This is a genomic window from Variovorax sp. LjRoot175 (assembly GCF_964253805.1).
GTDB lineage: Bacteria > Pseudomonadota > Gammaproteobacteria > Burkholderiales > Burkholderiaceae_C > Variovorax.
In genome coordinates this window covers 549,400-569,291 of record NZ_CAXURY020000003.1, presented here as the reverse complement: position 1 = coordinate 569,291, position 19,892 = coordinate 549,400, and the positions used below count along the sequence as shown (strand labels likewise).

Annotated in this window: 17 protein-coding genes; 2 read left to right on the top strand and 15 right to left on the bottom strand. The window is 62.8% G+C overall.

Annotated elements, in window-relative coordinates:
• Positions 1 to 50: 50 nt before the first annotated feature.
• The 11 genes from ACSQ89_RS40555 to ACSQ89_RS40505 form a co-directional block, all read right to left on the bottom strand.
• A complete protein-coding gene (locus ACSQ89_RS40555; RefSeq protein WP_436297774.1) occupies positions 51 to 767 on the bottom strand; it encodes an ABC transporter ATP-binding protein in 717 nt (238 codons plus the stop codon).
• Entirely contained in the window at positions 764 to 1,522 is a 759-nt protein-coding gene (locus ACSQ89_RS40550; RefSeq protein ID WP_436297773.1) for an ABC transporter ATP-binding protein, read from the bottom strand. The genes ACSQ89_RS40555 and ACSQ89_RS40550 overlap by 4 nt, the downstream gene beginning before the upstream one ends.
• The gene (locus ACSQ89_RS40545; RefSeq protein WP_436297772.1) at positions 1,519 to 2,481 is read right to left on the bottom strand and encodes a branched-chain amino acid ABC transporter permease; all 963 of its coding nucleotides are present in this window, start codon (positions 2,479 to 2,481) and stop codon (positions 1,519 to 1,521) included. Before ACSQ89_RS40545 ends, ACSQ89_RS40550 begins: the two co-directional genes overlap by 4 nt.
• Positions 2,474 to 3,331 (bottom strand): branched-chain amino acid ABC transporter permease, encoded by an 858-nt coding sequence (locus tag ACSQ89_RS40540; RefSeq protein WP_436297771.1) that lies wholly within the window; start codon positions 3,329 to 3,331, stop codon positions 2,474 to 2,476. Before ACSQ89_RS40540 ends, ACSQ89_RS40545 begins: the two co-directional genes overlap by 8 nt.
• A gap of 7 nt (positions 3,332 to 3,338) precedes the next feature.
• On the bottom strand, positions 3,339 to 4,538 hold the full coding sequence (locus ACSQ89_RS40535) for an ABC transporter substrate-binding protein (RefSeq protein ID WP_436297770.1): 1,200 nt from the start codon (positions 4,536 to 4,538) through the stop codon (positions 3,339 to 3,341).
• 50 nt (positions 4,539 to 4,588) lie between these two features.
• A complete protein-coding gene (locus ACSQ89_RS40530; protein ID WP_436297769.1) occupies positions 4,589 to 6,052 on the bottom strand; it encodes an FAD-dependent oxidoreductase in 1,464 nt (487 codons plus the stop codon).
• 38 nt (positions 6,053 to 6,090) lie between these two features.
• Positions 6,091 to 7,569: an aldehyde dehydrogenase gene (locus ACSQ89_RS40525; protein WP_436297768.1), complete on the bottom strand. Its 1,479-nt coding sequence runs from the start codon at positions 7,567 to 7,569 to the stop codon at positions 6,091 to 6,093.
• Between the two features lie 309 nt (positions 7,570 to 7,878).
• Entirely contained in the window at positions 7,879 to 8,820 is a 942-nt protein-coding gene (locus ACSQ89_RS40520; protein WP_436297767.1) for a LysR family transcriptional regulator, read from the bottom strand.
• Between the two features lie 171 nt (positions 8,821 to 8,991).
• Positions 8,992 to 9,804, bottom strand: coding sequence for an ABC transporter ATP-binding protein (locus tag ACSQ89_RS40515; protein ID WP_436297853.1), 813 nt, complete (start codon positions 9,802 to 9,804; stop codon positions 8,992 to 8,994).
• Between the two features lie 41 nt (positions 9,805 to 9,845).
• Positions 9,846 to 10,697 (bottom strand): nitrate ABC transporter permease, encoded by an 852-nt coding sequence (gene ntrB / locus ACSQ89_RS40510; RefSeq protein ID WP_436297766.1) that lies wholly within the window; start codon positions 10,695 to 10,697, stop codon positions 9,846 to 9,848.
• A 2-nt stretch (positions 10,698 to 10,699) separates the two neighbouring features.
• A complete protein-coding gene (locus ACSQ89_RS40505; RefSeq protein ID WP_436297765.1) occupies positions 10,700 to 12,163 on the bottom strand; it encodes a CmpA/NrtA family ABC transporter substrate-binding protein in 1,464 nt (487 codons plus the stop codon).
• Positions 12,164 to 12,273: 110 nt separating this feature from the next.
• Between ACSQ89_RS40505 and ACSQ89_RS40500 the strand changes: the two genes are divergently transcribed.
• Both ACSQ89_RS40500 and ACSQ89_RS40495 read left to right on the top strand, forming a co-directional pair.
• Positions 12,274 to 13,314: a carbon-nitrogen hydrolase family protein gene (locus ACSQ89_RS40500; protein ID WP_436297764.1), complete on the top strand. Its 1,041-nt coding sequence runs from the start codon at positions 12,274 to 12,276 to the stop codon at positions 13,312 to 13,314.
• Positions 13,307 to 14,380: a molybdopterin-dependent oxidoreductase gene (locus ACSQ89_RS40495; RefSeq protein WP_436297763.1), complete on the top strand. Its 1,074-nt coding sequence runs from the start codon at positions 13,307 to 13,309 to the stop codon at positions 14,378 to 14,380. The genes ACSQ89_RS40500 and ACSQ89_RS40495 overlap by 8 nt, the downstream gene beginning before the upstream one ends.
• Here the strand turns inward: ACSQ89_RS40495 and ACSQ89_RS40490 are convergent.
• The 4 genes from ACSQ89_RS40490 to ACSQ89_RS40475 are packed head-to-tail and all read right to left on the bottom strand — an operon-like array spanning position 14,377 to position 19,844.
• A complete protein-coding gene (locus ACSQ89_RS40490) occupies positions 14,377 to 15,810 on the bottom strand; it encodes a M20 family metallopeptidase (RefSeq protein ID WP_436297762.1) in 1,434 nt (477 codons plus the stop codon). The genes ACSQ89_RS40495 and ACSQ89_RS40490 overlap by 4 nt on opposite strands.
• A 13-nt stretch (positions 15,811 to 15,823) precedes the next feature.
• Positions 15,824 to 16,942, bottom strand: a complete 1,119-nt coding sequence (locus ACSQ89_RS40485; RefSeq protein ID WP_436297761.1) for an ABC transporter ATP-binding protein — start codon at positions 16,940 to 16,942, stop codon at positions 15,824 to 15,826.
• Entirely contained in the window at positions 16,939 to 18,087 is a 1,149-nt protein-coding gene (locus ACSQ89_RS40480; protein ID WP_436297760.1) for a M24 family metallopeptidase, read from the bottom strand. The genes ACSQ89_RS40485 and ACSQ89_RS40480 overlap by 4 nt, the downstream gene beginning before the upstream one ends.
• Positions 18,088 to 18,089: 2 nt before the next feature.
• The gene (locus ACSQ89_RS40475) at positions 18,090 to 19,844 is read right to left on the bottom strand and encodes an ABC transporter permease subunit (RefSeq protein WP_436297759.1); all 1,755 of its coding nucleotides are present in this window, start codon (positions 19,842 to 19,844) and stop codon (positions 18,090 to 18,092) included.
• Between the last annotated feature and the right edge of the window lie 48 nt (positions 19,845 to 19,892).

Genomic DNA, 19,892 nt, shown 5'->3' with positions numbered 1-19,892 from the left:
CGATCGAGTTTAGCGCGCCCTCCCGGACACCACGCCCCCGTTGGCTACTCTCAATGCGCGTCCACGTCCAGGCCCAGGAAACGCTCGAGCACCGAGGCGTCGGCATCGAGATCTTCCGTTCGGCCTTCGTAGACAACAACACCTTCCTCGAGGATGTAGTGCCGCCGGGCGAGCGTGCGGCAGACCGCAAAGCTCTGCTCCACCAGCACGATCGGAATGCCCGATGCTCCCACGCCGCGAATGAGTTCCGTGAGCTCGTCCACGATTACCGGCGCGAGGCCTTCCGTCGGTTCGTCGAGCAACAGCAGCCTGGGGCCCTGCACCAGCGCGCGCGCGATGGCGAGCATCTGCTGCTCGCCGCCGGAGAGCGCACCGCCGAGGTTGCGACGGCGCTCGCGCAGACGCGGAAATTCATCGTAGACGCGATCGAGTGTCCACACCGCGTGTTTGCGCTGCGCGATCTGCAGGTTCTCCTGCACCGACAGCAATGTGAAGATGCCGCGGTGTGCGGGCACCAGCGAGATGCCGCGGCGCGCAATGTCGTCGACCGCCATGCCGGCGATGTCGACGCCTTCGAAGCGCACCGAGCCGGCATGCGCACGCAGCAGTCCGACGATCGTGCGCATCGTCGTGGTCTTGCCCATGCCGTTGCGACCGAGCACGCTCACGATTTCGCCCGCATTCACGTGCATTGAAACGCCATGCAGGACGTGGCTCTTGCCGTAGGACGCATTCACGTCTTCCAGCACCAGGATGGCGTCGCTCATGACTGACTCCCCAGATAGACCCGCCGCACCTGGGCGTTCTCGCGGATTGCCGCCGGTGGGCCTTCGGCGATCACATTGCCCTGGAACATGACTGTGATGCGATCACTGATGCCCATGACCACGCGCATGTTGTGCTCGACCAGCAGCACCGAGTAGCGGGCCTTGAGTCGCTGCAACAGTTCGGTGATGCGAGGCACCTCCGCAAGGCCGAGTCCGGCCAGCGGCTCGTCCAGCAGCAGCAGGCGCGGTCGGGCAGCGAGGCACATGCCGATCTCCACCACGCGCTGCACGCCATGCGCGAGTGCGGCGACCGGTGTCGCAGCATGGCGCGTCAGTTCCAGCTCGCGCAGCACGTCCATGGCAACGTCGAGCCTTTGCGTCTCGCGCGTCCAGTTGCTCCAGAACCTGAAGGACCTCGACGGCTCAACGCCCATCGCCGCCATCTGCAGGTTGTGCAGCACGCTGCTTTCACCGAACAGGCTCGTCACCTGAAAGCTGCGCGCCATGCCGAGCCGGGCTCGCCGATGCGCCCCGCAGCGCGTGATGTCCTGCCCCTCGAAGATTAAGCTGCCGCGGCTGGCCGGCAGGCGGCCGCTCACGATGTTGAAGAAAGACGTCTTGCCCGCGCCGTTCGGGCCGATCAGCGAGTGCAGGCCGGTCGTGCCCAGTTCGAGGTCGATCTTGCCGACCGCGGTGAAGCGACCGTAGTCGAGCCCGAGCCCGCGCGCGCAGAGAAAGGGGTTGCCCGTGGTCATGCGTGATCTCCCGCGCGCACGCTGCGTCGAGCTCGCCAATTCGCCAGGGCGCCGCCGAGCCCGCTGGGCGCGAACAGCACCACGGCGATCAGCACAAAGCCGACGATCATCTGCCAGCGCGGCCACAACTGAGACAGCTGCTCGGCCATCAAGGTCATGGCGAGCGCGCCGAAGGCCGCGCCAAGAAGCGACCTGCGTCCGCCGAGGATCGCCATGATGAGGATGGTCTCGGACGTCATGAGGTCAATGTTGGACAGCGGCGCCGAACGCAGCTGCAGCGCATAGAGCGCGCCGGCCAGCGCGGTGATGCCACCGGAAAGGCAGAAAGCCAGCAGCTTGAGCTTCCGAACGTCGTAGCCAGCGGTCTGCGCGCGCACCTCGTTTTCGCGCACCGCATCGAGCGCGCGGCCGAAGGGCGAACGCACCACGAGGCGCAAAAAAGCGATTGCAAGCACGAAAACCGTGGCGATCAACGCGTACTGTCCAGCGCCGTCGCCGACGATGCCCTCGAGGCCCGTGACGGGGCGTGGAATGTCGAGCAATCCGTTTTCGCCGCCCGTCAGTTGGGGGAACGACAGCGCGGCGAAGTAGGCGAGCTGCGCCATCGCGAGCGTGATCATCACGAAATAGATGCCACGCTGGCGAATGCTCAGCATGCCAATCGCCAGGGCCACGATCATGCCGGCCATGATGCACACGAGCAGTGCCGCCATCCCCGCGCCCGGTGCCGCCTTCAGCACCATGCCGACGGCATAGGAGCCCACGCCGAAGAAGCTGCCCTGCGCGAAGCTCAACAGACCGGCGTAGCCCAGCAACAGGTTGCAGGCGGCCGCCGCAATCGCGAACACCAGCACCACGCCGGCCGTGGCCGTCGAGCCCATCACCAGCGGCATGGCCAGCGCAAAGGCAGCCAGCGCCAGGCAGAACAGGCCGGAAGAATGTTTGATCTTTTCAAGCACGGCCGAACAACCCTTTGGGCATGACGAGAAGGATCGCCGCCATGACGATGAAGATGGCGAGGCGTGCGCCCTCGGGCCAGATCGCGCTCATCATGCTTTGCGTGACGCCGATGATCAGTCCGCCCACCAACGGCCCGCTGAAGCTGCCGATGCCCCCGAGGACAACGACGACGAACGCGATTACGATCGCCTCTGCGCCCATCGAGGGATCGGCGCCGCGCAGCGGTGCGGCGAGGCCGCCCGCCAGCCCCGCCAGGCCGGTTCCCAGTGCGAAGGTCAGGGCATAGACCCTGCTGACCCTGATGCCGAGCAGGTTGAGCATCTCGGACGATTCGTTGCCTGCACGCACCCGCGCGCCGAACAGCGTGCGTTCGAAGAGAAACCACAGGCCCAGCCCCACCACCGCACAGACCCCGAAGATGAAGATGCGGTAGACCGGCACCGGATAGGCGCCGAGCATCAACACGCCGGCAAGCATGTCGGGCATGGGCACCTGCTGCGACTCGGGCCCGAAGATCATCACCACGCCTTCGGTGAGGATGAACGTCAGGCCGACGGTGATGAGGATCTGCGACTCGTGCGGCATGCGATAGGTGCGCCGCAGCAGCCAGCGCTCCGCCACCACCCCGATGACGGCCACAGCCGCGAACGACGCGGCAAGGCCGAGCAGGAAGCTGCCGGTTTGCGCAGTGACGAACATCGCGGTGTAGGCCCCGATGAGGAACAGTGCACCATGCGCGAAGTTCACGAATCCGAGCAGCCCGAAAATGATGCTCAGGCCCACGGACAGCAGGAAATAAACCATGCCGACCCCCAGCCCATTGAGCGCCTGGAACAAGTAGATGTTCATGGCGTGCTCACACCAGCTTGCAATCCGACTCGGCCTGGGGAACCAGTGCACGCGACGAGGAGAGGATGTCGGCGTAATCGTCCGCGTCTTTCATCGCCGCTTTCTTCTTGCCGCGCACCAGCAGGTAATTCTTGGAAACCTGGTGATCGAAGGGGCGGATCTGCTCGTCGCCGGTGAGGCCCTGGTAGCTGTGGCCCTCCAGCGCCTTCACGATCGCGGCCGGCTCGTCGCTGCCGGCGCGCTTGGCGGCGTCGAACATCAGCGTGGCGACCTGGTAGTCGGCGGCCGAGTAGAAGCGCGGGTTCTCCTTGAACTCGCTCTTGTAGACGCGCACGAAATCCTTGTTCGCGGGGGTATCCAGCGTGTGCCAGTACTGCAATCCGAAGTACATGCCGTCGGTCACGTCGGCGCCGAGCGCCTGGAAGGTGTCGAGTCCCGAGAACCACACGACCACCACAGCCATGCGTTGCTTCAGGCCGAAGGTGGCGGCCTGGCGCAGCAGGTCGAGCGTGTTGGCGCCGAAGTTCAGTACCACCAGCACATCGGCCCCGGACCCCATGGCGTTGCCAAGGTAGCCCGAGAACTCCTTCTCGGCCAGCGAGTGGTAGCTGTTGCCCACGTGTTCCAGCTTCGTTTCCTGCATCACCGCCTTCGCGTTGCGCAGCAGCGCTTCGCCGAACACGTACTGACCGGTGATGGTGTAGATCTTCTTCCACTTGGGGTTCTGCTGGATCAGTGGCCGCATCACGGTGTTGACCGCTCCGTAGGTCGGCAGGCCCCAGCGGAACGTGGAGCGGTTGCAGTCCTTGCCGGTGACTTCGTCTGCACCGACATAGGTGATGTAGACGCCCTTGTTCTTGTCGATCTCCTTCATGATCGCCAGGGCCTCGTTCGACAGCGCGGCGCTACCGAAGTGGCGCGCCTTGTCCTGATCGATGGCCTGCTGCACCTTGCGCACGGCGATGGCGGGGTTGCCTTCGCTGTCGATCTTGCGGTAGTCGATGGGCCGGCCCAGCCCGTTGCCGAAGGCCGTGACTGCCGCGCGCACGCCAAGGTCGCTGTACTTGCCGCTGGTGGCAAAGTTGCCCGAGAAGGCGTTGACGCTGTAGTAGCTGAAAGGCTTGGCCTGCGCGATAGCGAAGCTCGGCAGCATCAACGAGCCGGTCGCGGCGCTGCCCGCGACGGTGAGAAAGGAACGACGATCCATGGTGTGTCTCCGTTGGTTTCTTGAAGTGGATGCGCGCGCCGTTGCGCAGCTCAGGCCGGCTGCGTCGCCGCGGCGTGCTGACCCGCGCGGCGGCCGAAGACCAGGCCGCGCAGCACCGAGGTCGAGCCTGTGTAGACCTGGTGATAGATGCCCATGGTTTCCCCGGCGGCATACAGCCCGGCGATGATCCGGCCGTCTTGATCGAGCACCTGCGCGTCACTGTTGACCTTGAGGCCACCGAAGGTGAAGCAGTTGGTGGAAATGATTGGGTAAGCCTGGAACGGGCCTTTGTCGATCGGCCGCGACCAGTGGCTCTTGCACACCGCAAGGCCGGTGGTAGCGCGGCGGTCGAGGTGCAGCGGATCGAAGTCGCCCTCGTCTTTCGGGCAGGCCGAGTTGAATTCGTTGACGGTGCGCGCGAGGCTGTCTGCGGGCACGCCGATCTGGGCGGCCAGTGCCTCCAGCGTGGGCGCGGTGATGGAGGGCTGGTCGGAGCGGATGCTGGTTCGCCAGCGCGGGATGTCCTCGACCTTCGCGTCGAATATCACGTAGCTGATGCCGTCGGGTTGATCGGCAATGCAGCGTGAGATGTTGTCGTAGTGCGCGTCCACCGTGCCAGGGGCCTCGTCGGTGAAGCGGTGCCCGTGCTTGTCGACCAGGATGCCGTAGGGATAGATGAAGACCACCGCTTCGGCCATCTTCGAGCGTGGGTCCACCGGCTCCGCGTGGTACGAACCGTACTCGCCGGCGGGTGCCGCGCCGGCATCCAGCGCCATGCGAATGCCTTCGCCCTTGTTGTAATAGCCTCCGACGGCCACCGGGCGGATATGCTTGCTGCGAAGGCCCACGTAGCGGGTCATCATCTCGGGATTGCCCTGGAAGCCGCCGCTGGCGAGCAACACCCTCTTCGCACGCAGCACCTCGCGCATGCCCTCGGGACGCGTCGTGACGACGCCATTCACTTCGCCCTCCTCCCCGCGCACCAGGTCGATCGCAGTGGTCCGATAGTGAATCTCGCCACCAAGCGCGAGTGCTTTCGCGCGCAGGGTTTCTATCAGCGCCAATCCGCCGCCCATTGCCGCGATGCGCGTGGTGTTCTGGGTCAACAGGTAGATCGGCTGGGGGCCGAACTTCATTCCCAGTTCCTTCAGCCACACAAGGGTCGATGGCACCGACTGCGCAAAGGCTGAAATCACTTCCGGATCGGGCAGCGAATGCGCCTTTGCGAAAGCCGGTTGAAGCGCCGCATCGTCCGTCAGTGCGTTGAGCACATTGGGATCGATGTTCCAGCCAGCGTTGTGAGCGAAATGCTCTTCGAAGTCATCCGAGACTTCCGAGTCGTTTTTCATGCGCATGTAGGCTTCGGTCCAGCGCGAGTTGCCGCCGAAGTGCTCTTCCTCCGAGCGCTCGAGGTTGACGACTTTGAGGCCCGCCTCCAGCGCAGTGACCGCGGCCGAGAGGCCCGCGACGCCGCAGCCGACGATCAGCAGGTCGGTTTCCATCTTTGAATTCATGTTGTCTCCAGAGGTGGCGCGCAGGCGCCGGGTTGGGGTCAGCCGAGCACGAATGCATTGGTGCGCGACGGTTGCGTGGTGATCCAGACGCTCTTGCTTTGCAGGTATTCCTTGATCGCGTCGACGCCGCCCTCACGCCCGATGCCGCTGCGCTTGTAGCCTCCGAAGGGCGTGGTGAAACTGGTGGCGCGGTAGTTGTTGACCCACACCGTGCCTGCCTTCAACCGATCCGACATGTGAAACGCGCGATGCAGGCTCTGCGTCCATACGCCGGCTGCGAGACCAAACTGCGTGTCGTTCGCGATGCGCAGCGCATCGACCTCGTCGTCGAAAGGAATCACCGAGAGAACGGGGCCGAAGACTTCTTCCTGCGCAATGCGCATGTCGTTGGTGACGTCGGTAAAGATGGTGGGCGCCACGAATTGGCCTTGTCCGTAGCCTTCGCCGGTGAGCGCATGGCCGCCGAGCATGCACTTGGCACCCCCGGCCTTTGCGATCTCGATGTAGCCCAGGATCTTCTGGAACTGGGCTTCTGTAGCGATGGGCCCGACCTGTGTTTCCATCTTCGCCGGGTCGCCCACGATGGCATTGCTTGCGACGTCGATGAGCATCGCGACGAAGCGGTCGTGAATGCCGCGCTGTACCAGCAGCCGCGAGCCGGCCATGCATGTCTGCCCGGCCGCACCGAAGATGCCAGCCACTGCGCCCATCACGGCCTGATCCAGGTCCGCGTCGTCAAACACGATGTTGGCGGACTTGCCCCCGAGTTCGAGCGTGACTTTCTTGAAATCCCTGGCGGCAATCTCGTTGATCTTCTGGCCGGCGACGTCGCCGCCAGTGAAGGCTACCTTGGCCACCAGAGGGTGGCTCACGAGCGGCTCCCCGACTTCACCGCCAAAGCCGGTAATGACGTTGAAGACGCCCGGCGGGAAGCCAGCCAACTTCACCAAGGCGGCCAACTCCAACAACGAGCTCGACGTGTACTCCGAAGGCTTGACCACCATTGTGTTCCCTGCTGCAAGCGCCGGCGCGATCTTCCATACCGTCAGGGCGAGCGGAGAGTTCCAGGGTGTGATCGCCGCGACCACACCAAGGGGTTCGTGCTTGACGTAATTGAAGACGCCGGTCTTGTTGATCGGCACCACCGCGCCCTGGACCTTGTCTGCCAGGCCTGCGTAGTAGTGAAACCACTGGGCAACGTTGTGGACTTGCCCACTGACCTCGGCGATGAGCTTGCCGTTGTCGCGCTGCTCGGTCTCTGCCAGAACGTTGATGTTCTGGCTCACCAGGTCAGCAAGCTTGCGCAGCAAGGCGCCACGCTGCGTTGCTGTCAGATCGCGCCAAGCAGGTGCTTCAAGCGCGTCATGCGCGGCGCGCACCGCGAGGTCGACATCTGCCGCCCCTCCCCTTGGAACCTCGGCCCAAGCTTTCCCAGAGTAGGGCTCGGTCGATTCGAACCAGACACCGGAGGCCGGGTCGATCCATTCGTTGTTGATGAACAGCTGGTATCGCTTCATGCCCATGTCTCTCCTGTGTCGATGGCCGAAAGTCTAGAACAATTCTAGAATAACGTCAAGCATTCTGCGTAGTAGAACGCTGAAATCGCGACGGCCGTGGCTGCGCCCAACCCAGGCGTAGTCATTGATCGTCGTGTTCTCGAAGGAAAGCGCTTGGTTCGCGCTGGCGCCACCTGCCAGGCACGAGGATCAGCCTGACGCTGCCGCGGGCGCCGTCATCGGGGATCTGCATTGGCGCCACCGCAGCGTTTGCCGATGACATCCTCGCAACGAAGAACGCTCTTGCTAGCGAGCCTCGAACTCACCACACTAGCCGCGCGGATCAGCGTCCGGGGGGCCGTTGAGCCATTCTTGCTTTGACTCGAACAGCCGCCGAAGATGCTCGGTGACGGCTCGGATCCGGGCCGAGTATTGGAGGTCATGGTGCACGCTCACCCAGAGCGTTCGCATCACCCTTGCCGTATCGGCGAGCACCGGCACCAGCGTGTCCTCTTTCACTACGGAGAACTTGGGAAGCAACACCAGGCCCAGCCCAGAGGCTGCGGCGGCCATCTGCGCCAGCATGCTGTTGGATTGGAAGCTCATGTTCGGTCTTGTGATCACCTCGTCGAGCCAGCGTACGGCGTCGAGCTGGATCAGGTCGTCCAGATATCCCACGAACTGATGTTTCGGAAGGTCGGACAGATCCGCGGGCTTTCCGTGGTTCTCGAGATAGCTCGGCGAGGCATACAGGTACAGCGCGAACGAGCCCGCTGTCTCGCATGCCAATCCTTGTCCGATCGGTTTGAAAAAGCTGACGAAGACGTCGGCTTCTCTGCGGCTCACATTGACGATCGAAGAGGAAGTCACCAGTTCCACCCGCAGCTTGGCGTACTTGCGCAGCAGTGAGGCGAGGTGGCGAGCCACGAATGTGGTACCGATCCCCTCCATCATCGCGATGCGCACGCTGCCCGACGGCTCTCTGTCGGTTCCGCCGAGTTCCTCCTGCAGCGACAGGATCGCGCGCTCCATGTTCTCGGCCTGGAGGGCGAGACGATGCGCCAGCTCGGTGGGCTTGAGTCCGGCGCGGCGACGTTCGAACAGGGGACCGCCCAAACACAGCTCCAACTGTGACAGCCGGCGGCTGACCGTGGAGTGATCGATGTGGAGCTGTCTAGCCGCCTGGGACAGGCTGCCGGTGCGGTTGATATGCAGGAACAGGCGCACATCGTCCCAATTGAGATTGGTGAGAGGTAACTTCTTGGTCGTCATGCGGCCTTCTTGTGCATCGTGGCGTGCAATCTTTCCTCCTTTGGCCGATCGGCCAGTGGTTACTAGATAGCATTCCACATGGAGATGCGCAATACAAGGGAACGCGCGGCCGAGCGTGGCAGCTTCTTGGTCCGAGCGCAGTGACTCGGGATGGGGAATCCCGGGGTGAACTCAGCCTGTAGGCTGCTCGACATGCGCCTGGCGTCGGTACAAGAAGTCCATCAGTGCGCGCCTGCACTCCGCATAGGTGGGGTCGGTGGCCAGGCTGACGCGGTCGCGTGGGCGTTCGATCGGGACGTCCAGGATCTCCCCGATGCGTGCCGCCGGACCATTGGTCATCATGACGATGCGGTCCGCAAGGAGCACTGCTTCGTCCACGTCATGCGTGACCATGACGACGGTGCTTTCGGTTTTCTCGACGATGCCGAGCAGTTCGTCTTGCAACTTGGCGCGCGTGAGTGCGTCGAGCGCGCCGAATGGCTCGTCCATCAGCAGGACCTGAGGTTCCATGGACAGCGCTCTGGCGATGCCGACGCGCTGCTTCATGCCGCCGGAGATCTCGCTAGGCTTCTTGTGCGCGGCATGAGCCAGGCCGACCATCGCAAGCGCCGCTTCGGTGCGGTGATCGACCGCGGAAGCAGACTCGGCACGAAACACGCTGCACACGGCCATGCGCACGTTGTCGAAGCAGCTAAGCCACGGCAAGAGAGAATGGTTCTGGAATACCATCGCCCGCCGAGGTCCCGGCCCACGGATGACCTCCCCATCGCACGAGACGGTGCCAGCGGTCGGGGATGCCAGGCCGGCGAGAAGATTGAGCAGCGTGGATTTGCCGCAACCGGAATGGCCGATCAGTGCAACGAACTCGCCTCTGCGGATCTCGAGGTTGATCTCGCTGAGCGCGGGAAATTCGCCATTGGGCGTGCTGAAGGTCTGCCGCACACCGCAAACCCGCAGGAACCCAGGCGTCGCGCTCGAGGCCATCAGGGCAGTGGAGAAAGTTGGCCGCAACATCGTCTGACCTTTCATTCGCGAAAGCTCAGCTGCTTCATCAATGCGCCCAGCAACTGGTCGAGCACCAGGCCGACGATGCCGATCATCACGATGGCGACGATGATGCTGGAGATCTGCAAGTTGTTCCATTCGTTCCACACGAAGAAGCCGATCCCGCTCTGGCCCACCACCATCTCCGCCGCCACGATCACCAGCCAGGCGATACCGATCGAGATGCGCATGCCCGTGAGGATCATGGGAACTGCTGCCGGAAAGACGATCTTGCGAGCGCGTTCCAGTGGTGTGAGTCCGATGACGCGACCGACATTGGTCCAGTCCTGGCGCACGCTCGCGGTGCTGTAGAGGGTGTTGAGCAGGATGGGCCAGATCGAACAGATAAAGATGATGAAGATCGCCGAGGCGCCGCTGTCCTTCAGCGTGTAGAGCGCGAGCGGCATCCAGGCCATGGGCGAGACAGGCCGCAGCAACTGGATAAAAGGATTCAGCGCCTGGCCCAGCCATGGAACCAACCCCAGCAAGAAGCCCAAGGGAACTCCGACCAGCACGGCCAGGGCGTAGCCGCTGAACACGCGCCTGAGCGAATCGAGCAAGTGCCAGGCAATGCCCAGGTCGTTCTCGCCATTGCGGCGGAATGGATCCGCGAACAGTTCAACAGCACGCTTGAACACGTCAATCGGCGTCGGAATGGCCGAGCGCTCCACGGATGCACCAGGGCTCTTGCCCATCAGCCTGTCGTAGTCCGAAATCTCTGCCGGCGCACTGCCGCCCCCAGTGGAGGCGAGAGCCTGCCAGACCGCCAGAAGCAGCAAGCCGATCGCCACGGTAGCCAGCCAGGAGCGTGAGGTCGAGATCGAGCTCTGCATGATCACGCCCTACCCAGCGACTTCAGATATTCGACGGGGCGGTCGGAGTCGAAGCTCTTGCCCAGAATGGTTTCCTTGCGGAATCCGATCTCGGGTGCCCTGCCGCCGCGCTCCTCGATGAGGCGCTTTGCATCGGTGGCCAGCATCACCTGGCGTGCGAGACCCTTGTAGTCCAGGTCTTCCTTGATCATGTTCCATCTGCGCATCTGGGTCAGCAGCCATACCGCGCTCGAGTAGTGAGGAAAGGGCTGGAAGTCGATGCGGCGCGGCAGGGTCTTCACGTTGCCGAGTCCATCGGCATACCTGCCGGTCAGGACCTGGTCCACGACGGTTTCGGGTTGGTTGAGATACTGGGGCTGGGAAAGGATCTTGGCCATCCCCGTGCGATTGGCAGGCTCGGACACATGCAGGCTCGCTGCGATGATCGCGCGGTAGGCGGCCATGAAGCTGTTCGGATGGGCCTTGATCCAGGCCTCGGTCGCTGTGACCGAACAGCAAGGATGCTCCGGCCAGATCTCGCTCGAGACCAGGTGAATGAAACCCGCGCCTTCGTACACGGCCCGTTGGCCGCCCGGCTCGCCGCCGAAGAAACCGTCGATGTTGCCCACGCGAAGGTTGGAGACGTATTCGGAAGGAGGAACGACGCGGTAGGACACGTCCCGCTCCGGGTCCAGCCCTGCCGATGCCAGGTAGTGGCGCAGCTGGAGCATCTGATGGGATTGCTCGAACGGCACGGCGAACCGGAAACCCTTCCAGTTCTTCGGGTCACGGTTGTCCTTGTGCTTCATCGCAAGGACCAGCGAATTGCCATTCTGGTTGAGCACCGTCATCACACGGGTGGGAATGGGAGCGCCGCCGATGCCGGCGGACATGGCCAGCGCAACGGGCATCACCTGCTGGGAGATGTCCAGTTCGCCGTTGACCATCTTGTCGCGAATCAGCGCGATTCCGGCGATTTTCTGCAGGCTGAGTTCCAGGCCCTCGCGCGGGAAAAGTCCGAGTTGCTCCGCATAGATCAGCGGCGTCGCGCATGTGATGGGCAGGAAGCCGACAGCGAGCCGCTTTTTCTCCGGCGTGCCCTTGCGTTCCTGCGCAACGGCGGCGAGCTGGGTCAGAGGCGTAAGGGCCGTGAGTGCGGTCAGCGCCCCCGCCCGACCCAGTGTCTTGACGAAGGCTCGGCGCAGGCTGCGCTCGGGAAAGAGGCCGTGCAGCATGCCCTGGGCCATGGCGCCGGCCAGCGCATCGTCGGCATTCGCAGGCTTCTCCGCAAGGCACTCTTCATCGTCACCATGGGCGCTGCCGCATGCGCAGGGGCCGGTGCGGGAAAGGCGAACGTACTCGTGTGATGGGTCCATGGGCCCTCCAGGCTGGTTGAACGGAGCAGGTCCGTGACATGGCGATGGTGAGCATGTTCTGTGCAAATGGCTGCCGGGAAATTCGCAAGCCTCTGTGCGCAGATCCTGCATGGAAAGTGGAGCCTGTAAAACTGCACCTCTCGTTGCGCTTTTGTGAGTATCTGCTCAGCCATACTGGCAGCTATCCTGTACGCCTCTGCAACGCATAGCGAGTACCTGACATGAGTTCATTGCCCCGGGTGAAGGTTGCCGCCGCCCACGCAGCGCCGGTGCTGCTCGACAAGACCGCCACGACCGAGAAGGCGGTTTCGATCATCAAGGAGGCAGCCCTCAATGGCGCACAGGTGATTGCGTTCCCAGAAACCTATATTCCGGCATTCCCCGTGTGGGCGGCGCTGTGGGCGCCGATCTACAACCACGATCTGTTCGAGGCAATGGTCGAGAACAGCGTCTACCTGCCGGGTCCCGAGGTGGCCTTGATTGCCGCGGCCGCCAAGCGCTTTGGGGTGTGCGTGTCGATGGGCATCAGCGAACGCAGCACCGCCAGCGCCGGCTGCATCTGGAACTCGAACATCCTGATCGGCGAGACGGGCGAGTTGCTCAACCACCATCGCAAGCTGGTGCCGACCTTCTACGAGAAGCTGGTCTGGGCGGCCGGAGACGGACAGGGGCTTCGCGTCGCCGAGACCCGCTTCGGGCGCATCGGTGGCTTGATCTGCGGCGAGAACACCAACCCGCTCGCGCGCTTTTCGCTCATGGCGCAGGCAGAGCAGATTCATATCTCCAGCTGGCCGCCGATGTGGCCCACGCGCAAGCCGTCGGGCGGTGGAAACTTCGACAACGTTGCGGCAAACCGCATTCGGGCGTCCGCCCATTCGTTCGAAGCCAAGGCGTTCGGAATCATCTGCGCGAGCTTCATGGACACGAAGATGCGTGACTTCCTGGTAGACCGCGATCCGGCGGTGGCGGAAGTGGTCGACGGCACCTCGCGCGCCGCGTCGATGTTCGTGGACCCTACCGGCACGCAGATCGGCGACACGCTCCAGAACGAAGAAGGGATCGCCTATGCCGAGTTCGACCTGAACAAGTGCATCGAGCCAAAGCAGTTCCATGACGTGGTGGGCTACTACAATCGATTCGACGTCTTCTCGCTCGGTGTTGAACGCCGCCGCCACGAGCCGGTCGCGTGGTCGGGGCCGTCCGATCCGAAGTTTCCGCGGCTGCTCGACGATGAGATGACCGCTAGGGTTCTGGATGAATAGCTCCGCGTTCCTGCCACCGCTGCCTGAAGGAGCGGAGCGCTCGGTCGTCATTGGCCGGTCTCCAGGATTCCATCTGAAGCCGCCCCCCGTCCCGGCGGGACTGCGTGACTTCATCACATCCGATGCGCAGCTCTTCGAAACCATCCACATGGGTTCCGTCGAAGTCGACGCCAAGCGCTGGCGACTGCAGGTGGACGGGCTCGTCCGAAGGCCTTTCTCGATCGGGCTGGACGGTCTCAGGCAGCTGCCTTCTGTCACCGTCACGGCCTTCCACGAGTGCTTTGGCAGCCCCCTGGTGCCGGCCGACGGCAATCTCTGGCGAGTAGGCAACGTCCGGTGGACGGGTGTGCCGCTGGCTGCGCTGCTCGAGCAAGCGCAGCTCGAGCCGGGTGCCACTCATGTCTGGTCGGACGGCCTCGACAGCGGCGAGTTCGGCGGCCGCAGCATGAATCGGTATCGCAAGGATCTGCCGATTTCGAAAGCGCTATCGCATGAGGTGCTCGTTGCTTACGAGATGAATGGCGCACCCCTGACCCGCGAGCGGGGCGGCCCGGTTCGCCTGATCGTGCCAGGCTGGTTCGGCACCAACATGACGAAGTGGCTCTGCCGGCTGTCGGTCCAAGGCAGGCGTGCGAACTCCCCCTTCACGACCGATTGGTACAACCGCGACAGCGAGCATGAAGGCAAAGTCATTCGAGAGCCGGTGTGGGCCGTCGAACCCAATTCGATGATCACCCATCCGGCACCCGACGACACCATCTCCACAGATGATGTGGAAGTCAAGGGCTGGGCCTGGAGCAACAACGGCATCGGTGGCGTGGCGCTCAGCGCTGATGGCGGGGCAACGTGGCAAGAGGCCGAAGTCCGGCCCCGCCGAGAATTCGAATGGCAGCAGTTCGCGGCGACGCTTCCGCTGCCGCGAACGCCCGGCCCGATGAGCATCGTCGCAAGAGCCCGTGACGCCGATGGATCTATTCAGCCATTGAGCGGGACACGAAACACGGCCCATTCGGTCCAGATTAACCGGCTGCTACCGGGCCCTAGAACAGCGGACACTGGAACCTAGGCTGCGGATCGGCATTTGCGCGATGCGGCGACGTCGGCCCCATCGTCTCCAAGATCCCACCAAATTCCGGCCATCACGGCCAAGGCCTCACGCGCCACCGAGCCCAATAGGTGTTCATTCGGCGCGTGCTGCGAGCACGCGGCATAGGAATGGGGAACCCAAACTGTAGGCAGGCCAAGGGTTTCAGCGAAGATCGCATTGGGAACGGTGCCGCCAATATTCGGCAGCAGGGCAGGCTTCTTCCCCGTGGTCGCTTCGATGGAGCGAAGTGTCCATTCGACCCAGGGATCATTCAGATCAAGGCGAGTTGCGGTTCCGGCGGGCTGCACTGTTACCTTCACGGAGGAGATCCCATTGGCGGCGAAGTGCTCTTCGAGGTACCGGTGCGCGTTTTCCCAGTCCGTGCCGACGACGTACCTCAATTGGCAGTGCGCCCGTGCCGTTGGTGGGATCGCACCGACGGGTGCGTCAGGGTTGCCCGCCTTGAACGCGATCACCTCCAACGCGTTCCATGCCCAGACCCTTTCGGCGGGGGTCAACCCAGGCTCGCCCCAAGATGGATCTACCGCGGGGGCATGCTCGTCGCTTCCGAGCGCGAGATCCGAAATTGCGGCGCGTACAGCGGGAGAGAGGGGCGGAGGAAGGAGCCCTTTCACAAGAATGCGGCCATCCTTGTCGATGAGCGTCGCAATCGCATGCGACAGAACGACGGCGGGGTTGCGTAGCGCGCCTCCCCAGTTGCCGGAGTGATGTGCGCCGTCCCGAAGATCGACCTCGAGCTGGAAGTTGAGCTCGCCGCGCGAGCCGAGAAAAACGGTCGGCCTGTCCGCGGCAACGCGGGGTCCGTCGGACGCCAGGAAGAGATCCCCCGCCAGAAAGTCCTTCTCGGCTGCGCAAAGGGCACCGAGCCCGGGCGAGTCGATCTCCTCGCCGGTTTCGAATATCAGCTTGATGTTGCAACCGATCCGTCCGCTTCGGGCCGCGATCACCGATTCAAGCGCGGCGATGTTGATCGAATGCTGCCCCTTGTTGTCAGCGGTGCCGCGTCCATACCAGCGATCTCCTTCAACGACCACCTTCCATGGCTCGAGACCCTTTCGCCATTGATCGTCATAGCCACGGACAACGTCTCCGTGCGCATAAGTGACGACCGTCGGCAGGCCCTCCTCTTCGATCCGTTCTGCCAGAAGAATTGGAGCGTCGACACCCGCCGGGTTGGTGACGATCCGGAATGTGAAGCCAAGGCGACCGAGAGTCGGCGCGATCTCGTCCCGTAGGTACGCATGAAGTTGCGAGGCGCTGCTTTCGACCTGGCTTTCGGTGCGGTACGAGACACGGCGATTCAAGTCGGCGAGGAATCGGCCCGAGTCGAACGTTTCTAGCGCCGCTGAGATCGCCGATTCTCGAGTGGAGTGGTTGGGATGATGCATATCAGGTCAGCCCCTATTCGATCGGATAGACCATCGCGTGCGCCGTGTCGAGATCGACTTCAACGCGCTGGCCGGCATGAAACAACTGCCTGTCAGGTGTCATCTGCGAGCGAGAGAGAAGCCGAACGTCACCGACCTCAACGAGCACCACCTGGGTCGTCCCGGCGTACGCGGATTCAACAACGCGAGCAGAACCATCCTCCGACAGTCGCAGCTGCACGTTCTCCGGGCGAATTGCAAGGCGGCCAGAGGTTGAACGGGTGAGGACCCGTTCAACGGGTATCGACCTGCGAATTCGCAGAGAGGCGATTTCTGCGTTGATTTCCGTTCCAGCCGGCGACAACACCACGGGCAGGAAGCTGGTTTCCCCGATGAAATCCGCCACGAACGCGCTCGCGGGGCTCTCATAAAGATCTCGAGGCGATCCAAACTGCTGCAAGCGGCCTCCTTCGAGAACCGCGACCCGGTCTGCCATCGACAGCGCTTCTTCCTGGTCATGGGTCACGAAAATGATCGTGCTCCCGATCTGCCTGTGGATCTGCTTGATCTCCAGCTGCAATTGCTGGCGCAACTTGCGGTCCAGCGCTCCCAAGGGCTCATCCATGAGCAAGAGGGGCGGCTTGAATACCAGGGCGCGCGCGAGAGCCACCCGCTGCTGCTGTCCACCAGACAGTTGGGCTGGAAGCCTGTTCCTCAAGGTCCCAAGTGCCACCAGGTCCAACGCCTTGGCGACCTCTGCCTCAACCTCCTTGCCCCTCAATCCGCGACGGAAGAGAGGGTACGCCACATTTTCAGCGACCGTCATGTGTGGAAACAGGGCATAGCGCTGGAAGACCACTCCGAAGCCGCGTTTGTATGCAGGCTGGTCGTTGACGCGTATACCTTTCACCAGAAGGTCGCCTGAGCTCGGTGTTTCGAAACCGGCGATCATCATGAGCAGGGTCGACTTGCCGGAACCACTGGGCCCCAGAAGCGCGACGAACTCCCCCGGTTCGACAGTGAGTGAGACGTCGTCGAGCGCTTTGAACGCTCCATACGACTTCGAGACATTCGCAACGCTGACCCCAGCGCTTCGCCTTCCCACTGGGGCCTCGGGAATGTCGCGAACCGATTCCATGCGGCCAGTCATCATGCTTTCACCCCAGTTTCGAAAATCTTGCGGGGCGTACGAGTCAATCGCTCGGCGCCGGATTCAGTCACCAGGACAGTCTCGCTGACGGCCAGGCCTCGAGCGGAGGTGTACATGTGGAACACCATGCCTTTCTCAAGTCGCCAAGTGGCCGTCGGTACAAAAGACCTATAGAGATCGCTGACGCGCTGGGACGAGGGTGCCGAAAAGCCCAAGGTGTAACCCGTGATGTTTTCATAGTCGGGTCTCAGGCCCGCCGATAACACGCCCTGCCGCACGATGGCGTCGACATCGGCTGCTATTGCGCCGGGGCGCATGGCTCTGAACTGCTCATCCTGGAGCGCGCAGAGCGTCGCATACGCTGACTTTTGGTCTTCGGTAGCTTGCCCCACAGCCACGGTGCGCATGATCCGGACAGAGTAGCCCTTGAGCTTCGGCAGCAGCTCGACGTGAACCAGCGCACCGTCTCCGATCGGCTCGTCACGCAGCGAGCTATGCAGACAATCCCAGTCGGAACCAGCCGTCACGTAGCCGACGAAACCATCGTCGAACCCTAGCCGGTAATACTCGGCAGCGGCCACGCCTGCGACATGTCGCTGAGAGGCATCTGGCCGAATGGCATCGACCACTTTCAAGACTGCGCGATCCAGCAGGCTCGCAGCCGCGCGAAGGTGTTCAACCTCCTCGTCCGATTTGCATCGACGCGCGTCCCAGACCGCCCGTTCCAGGTCGCAGAAACTCGATTGAGGAAGGGCGTACGCGAGGAGGTCCTGCCGCTGACGGGTGAAGGAGTGGGACTGGAAGTCGACACCGATTCGCGCATGTGCTCCACGGGACCTCAGCGCAGCGGCCAAAACCGAGACAGGCTCCTCCCAGTCAGAGAAGGCAACGATGTCTTGCAGCCAGCTCTTCGCACGTGCAGGCGCCACGTCGAGTTTTCGGATCAAGAGAAAGGGGGCACCGACCACCGGGACGAGGCACGCGCGCCACAGGTTCTCTCCGACGGCGTAGCCGGAGACCCAGCCCATGGTCTCGGGCTCGTCAAGGATCGCCCAGTCAAGATGACGAGCGCGCATCACGTCTTGCACCATGCAGAGGCGACGGCGGTACTCCTCGACGGAGAAAGCAAGGGGTCCAATGCTGCTCATGTTCAGATGTCCTTCAAGTGCGAGCGATGGTGGAGCGCCGCTGACGCAAACGTCTTGACCGCGACGAGCGCCGCCAGGCTCGCTAGAAAGAGCACCGCTACGACGGCGATCTGCGGACTGATTTCCAGGCGGATGTCGTCCCACATGCGGATCGGCAGGGGCGTTGCGGACGGGCCGCTCACAAACAGGCCGTAGACCACGTCGTCGAATCCCGTGATGAACGCGAATACGAGCGCGCTAGCCAGCGAGGGAAGCAGCAGCGGGAGCGTCACGGTACGCAGCGCAGTGAGAGGATGCCCGCCGAGGCTTATCGCGGCCTGTTCCAGACTCCGATCGAACTTCTTGAGGCCTGCGATCAGGATGACGACCACGTATGGAGTTGCGATGATGGTGTAGGCGAGCACGAATGCAGTCGCCGTGCCGATGAGCGGGGTCTTTGCAAAACTGAAGAAGAAGGCCACCGCCATGACCACATGGGGAACGATCATCGGAGAAATCAGCAGAAGATAGAGGGGCACCCGACCAACGAACCGAAAGCGTACGAGCGCAAAGGCGATGGGTATGCCGATCGTGATGGCCAGAAGCGAGGCCAGAAGCGCCGTGCGGCCGCTGAACGAAAGCGCGCTCAGCCATTGCGAGTTGCTAAAGAACTTGGTGAACCAGCGCAGCGAGTAGCCGGGCGGAGGAAAGCTCAAGTAGGCGGCGTCGCTGAACGCAAGCGGGATCACCACCACAAACGGAAGGACTAGGAGGGCCAGCGTGAATGCGGACAGCAGCACGAGCAGCGGTGAGCGAACCGAAGAGATCACCTCAAGCGCGCGTTGAAGCCCCTTTTCAAGAGGTGCAGGCATACGCGTAGTTGCGGAAAGATCTCGAACCTTCTTCGCCGATTGGCTGGACTGGGATTCGTCCTCCAGCTCTGCCGCAACCTTCGTGCGGAATATCACGAAGACCGTTGCAACCATGGCGAGCAAGACTGTCGCCTGGGCGGCAGCGGCCTCGAAATCACCAAGGGTCAGGACCCGGATGGTGATGCCTTGCGCAATCATGTAATCGTTCGGACCGCCAAGAAGTGCGGGCGTGATGTAGAAGCCGAGGCAGGAGAGAAACACGAGGGTGCAGCCGCTGACAATACCGGGCATGGAACTGGGGAGCGTGATGCGCAGGAACGCATCTGCCGGCGAACTTCCCAAGCTTTGTGCGGCGACGCTCAGCTTTCGGTCGATACGAGCGAGTGCGGCATACAGCGGAAACACCATCAGTGGCAGTTGCACCTGGATCATCCCGATATACACGCCGATCTTGTTGAAGACCAGGCGCAGCGGTTCCGAAACGATCCCTAGGTACAGCAGCAACTGGTTGATCAGGCCTGCCGGACTCAACAGGACGGTCCACGCGTATGTCCGGATCAAGATGCTGGTCAGGTACGGGAGAGTGACCAGCACCAACAGGAGGCTTGCCAGCCATGGAGGGCACCGAGAGATTGAATATGCGAGCGGATAGGCCAGGATCAGGCAGGCCAGCGTCACCACGACCGCTAGCAGCAGCGTCTGAAACAGGACCCAGGCAAAAACCCCTGAACTGGCGATCTCCTGGTAGTGCAGCAGCGACCAAGTGCTCTCGTTGCGAAAGCTCTTGAGTACCAGTTGGGCTACTGGGAAGAGATATCCCGCCGCGAATATCGCCAATGCCGGCACGACCAAGAGCAGGATCATTGGCGCACGGCTATTGCGTGCGCTCTTCCAACCAAGCTTCATGAGAACTTCCGAATGGCTCTAGAGCCGTGTGCAACCGACGATTCGATG

Coding starts and splice junctions, on each gene's coding strand:
- ACSQ89_RS40490 (WP_436297762.1), bottom strand. CDS start 15,810: ATGCATCATCCCAACCACTCCACTCGAGAATCGGCGATCTCAGCGGCG.
- ACSQ89_RS40550 (WP_436297773.1), bottom strand. CDS start 1,522: ATGACCACGGGCAACCCCTTTCTCTGCGCGCGCGGGCTCGGGCTCGAC.
- ACSQ89_RS40500 (WP_436297764.1), top strand. CDS start 12,274: ATGAGTTCATTGCCCCGGGTGAAGGTTGCCGCCGCCCACGCAGCGCCG.
- ACSQ89_RS40530 (WP_436297769.1), bottom strand. CDS start 6,052: ATGAATTCAAAGATGGAAACCGACCTGCTGATCGTCGGCTGCGGCGTC.
- ACSQ89_RS40540 (WP_436297771.1), bottom strand. CDS start 3,331: ATGAACATCTACTTGTTCCAGGCGCTCAATGGGCTGGGGGTCGGCATG.
- ntrB (WP_436297766.1), bottom strand. CDS start 10,697: ATGCAGAGCTCGATCTCGACCTCACGCTCCTGGCTGGCTACCGTGGCG.
- ACSQ89_RS40535 (WP_436297770.1), bottom strand. CDS start 4,538: ATGGATCGTCGTTCCTTTCTCACCGTCGCGGGCAGCGCCGCGACCGGC.
- ACSQ89_RS40555 (WP_436297774.1), bottom strand. CDS start 767: ATGAGCGACGCCATCCTGGTGCTGGAAGACGTGAATGCGTCCTACGGC.
- ACSQ89_RS40525 (WP_436297768.1), bottom strand. CDS start 7,569: ATGAAGCGATACCAGCTGTTCATCAACAACGAATGGATCGACCCGGCC.
- ACSQ89_RS40485 (WP_436297761.1), bottom strand. CDS start 16,942: ATGATGACTGGCCGCATGGAATCGGTTCGCGACATTCCCGAGGCCCCA.
- ACSQ89_RS40515 (WP_436297853.1), bottom strand. CDS start 9,804: ATGGCCTCGAGCGCGACGCCTGGGTTCCTGCGGGTTTGCGGTGTGCGG.
- ACSQ89_RS40475 (WP_436297759.1), bottom strand. CDS start 19,844: ATGAAGCTTGGTTGGAAGAGCGCACGCAATAGCCGTGCGCCAATGATC.
- ACSQ89_RS40495 (WP_436297763.1), top strand. CDS start 13,307: ATGAATAGCTCCGCGTTCCTGCCACCGCTGCCTGAAGGAGCGGAGCGC.
- ACSQ89_RS40480 (WP_436297760.1), bottom strand. CDS start 18,087: ATGAGCAGCATTGGACCCCTTGCTTTCTCCGTCGAGGAGTACCGCCGT.
- ACSQ89_RS40505 (WP_436297765.1), bottom strand. CDS start 12,163: ATGCAGGATCTGCGCACAGAGGCTTGCGAATTTCCCGGCAGCCATTTG.
- ACSQ89_RS40520 (WP_436297767.1), bottom strand. CDS start 8,820: ATGACGACCAAGAAGTTACCTCTCACCAATCTCAATTGGGACGATGTG.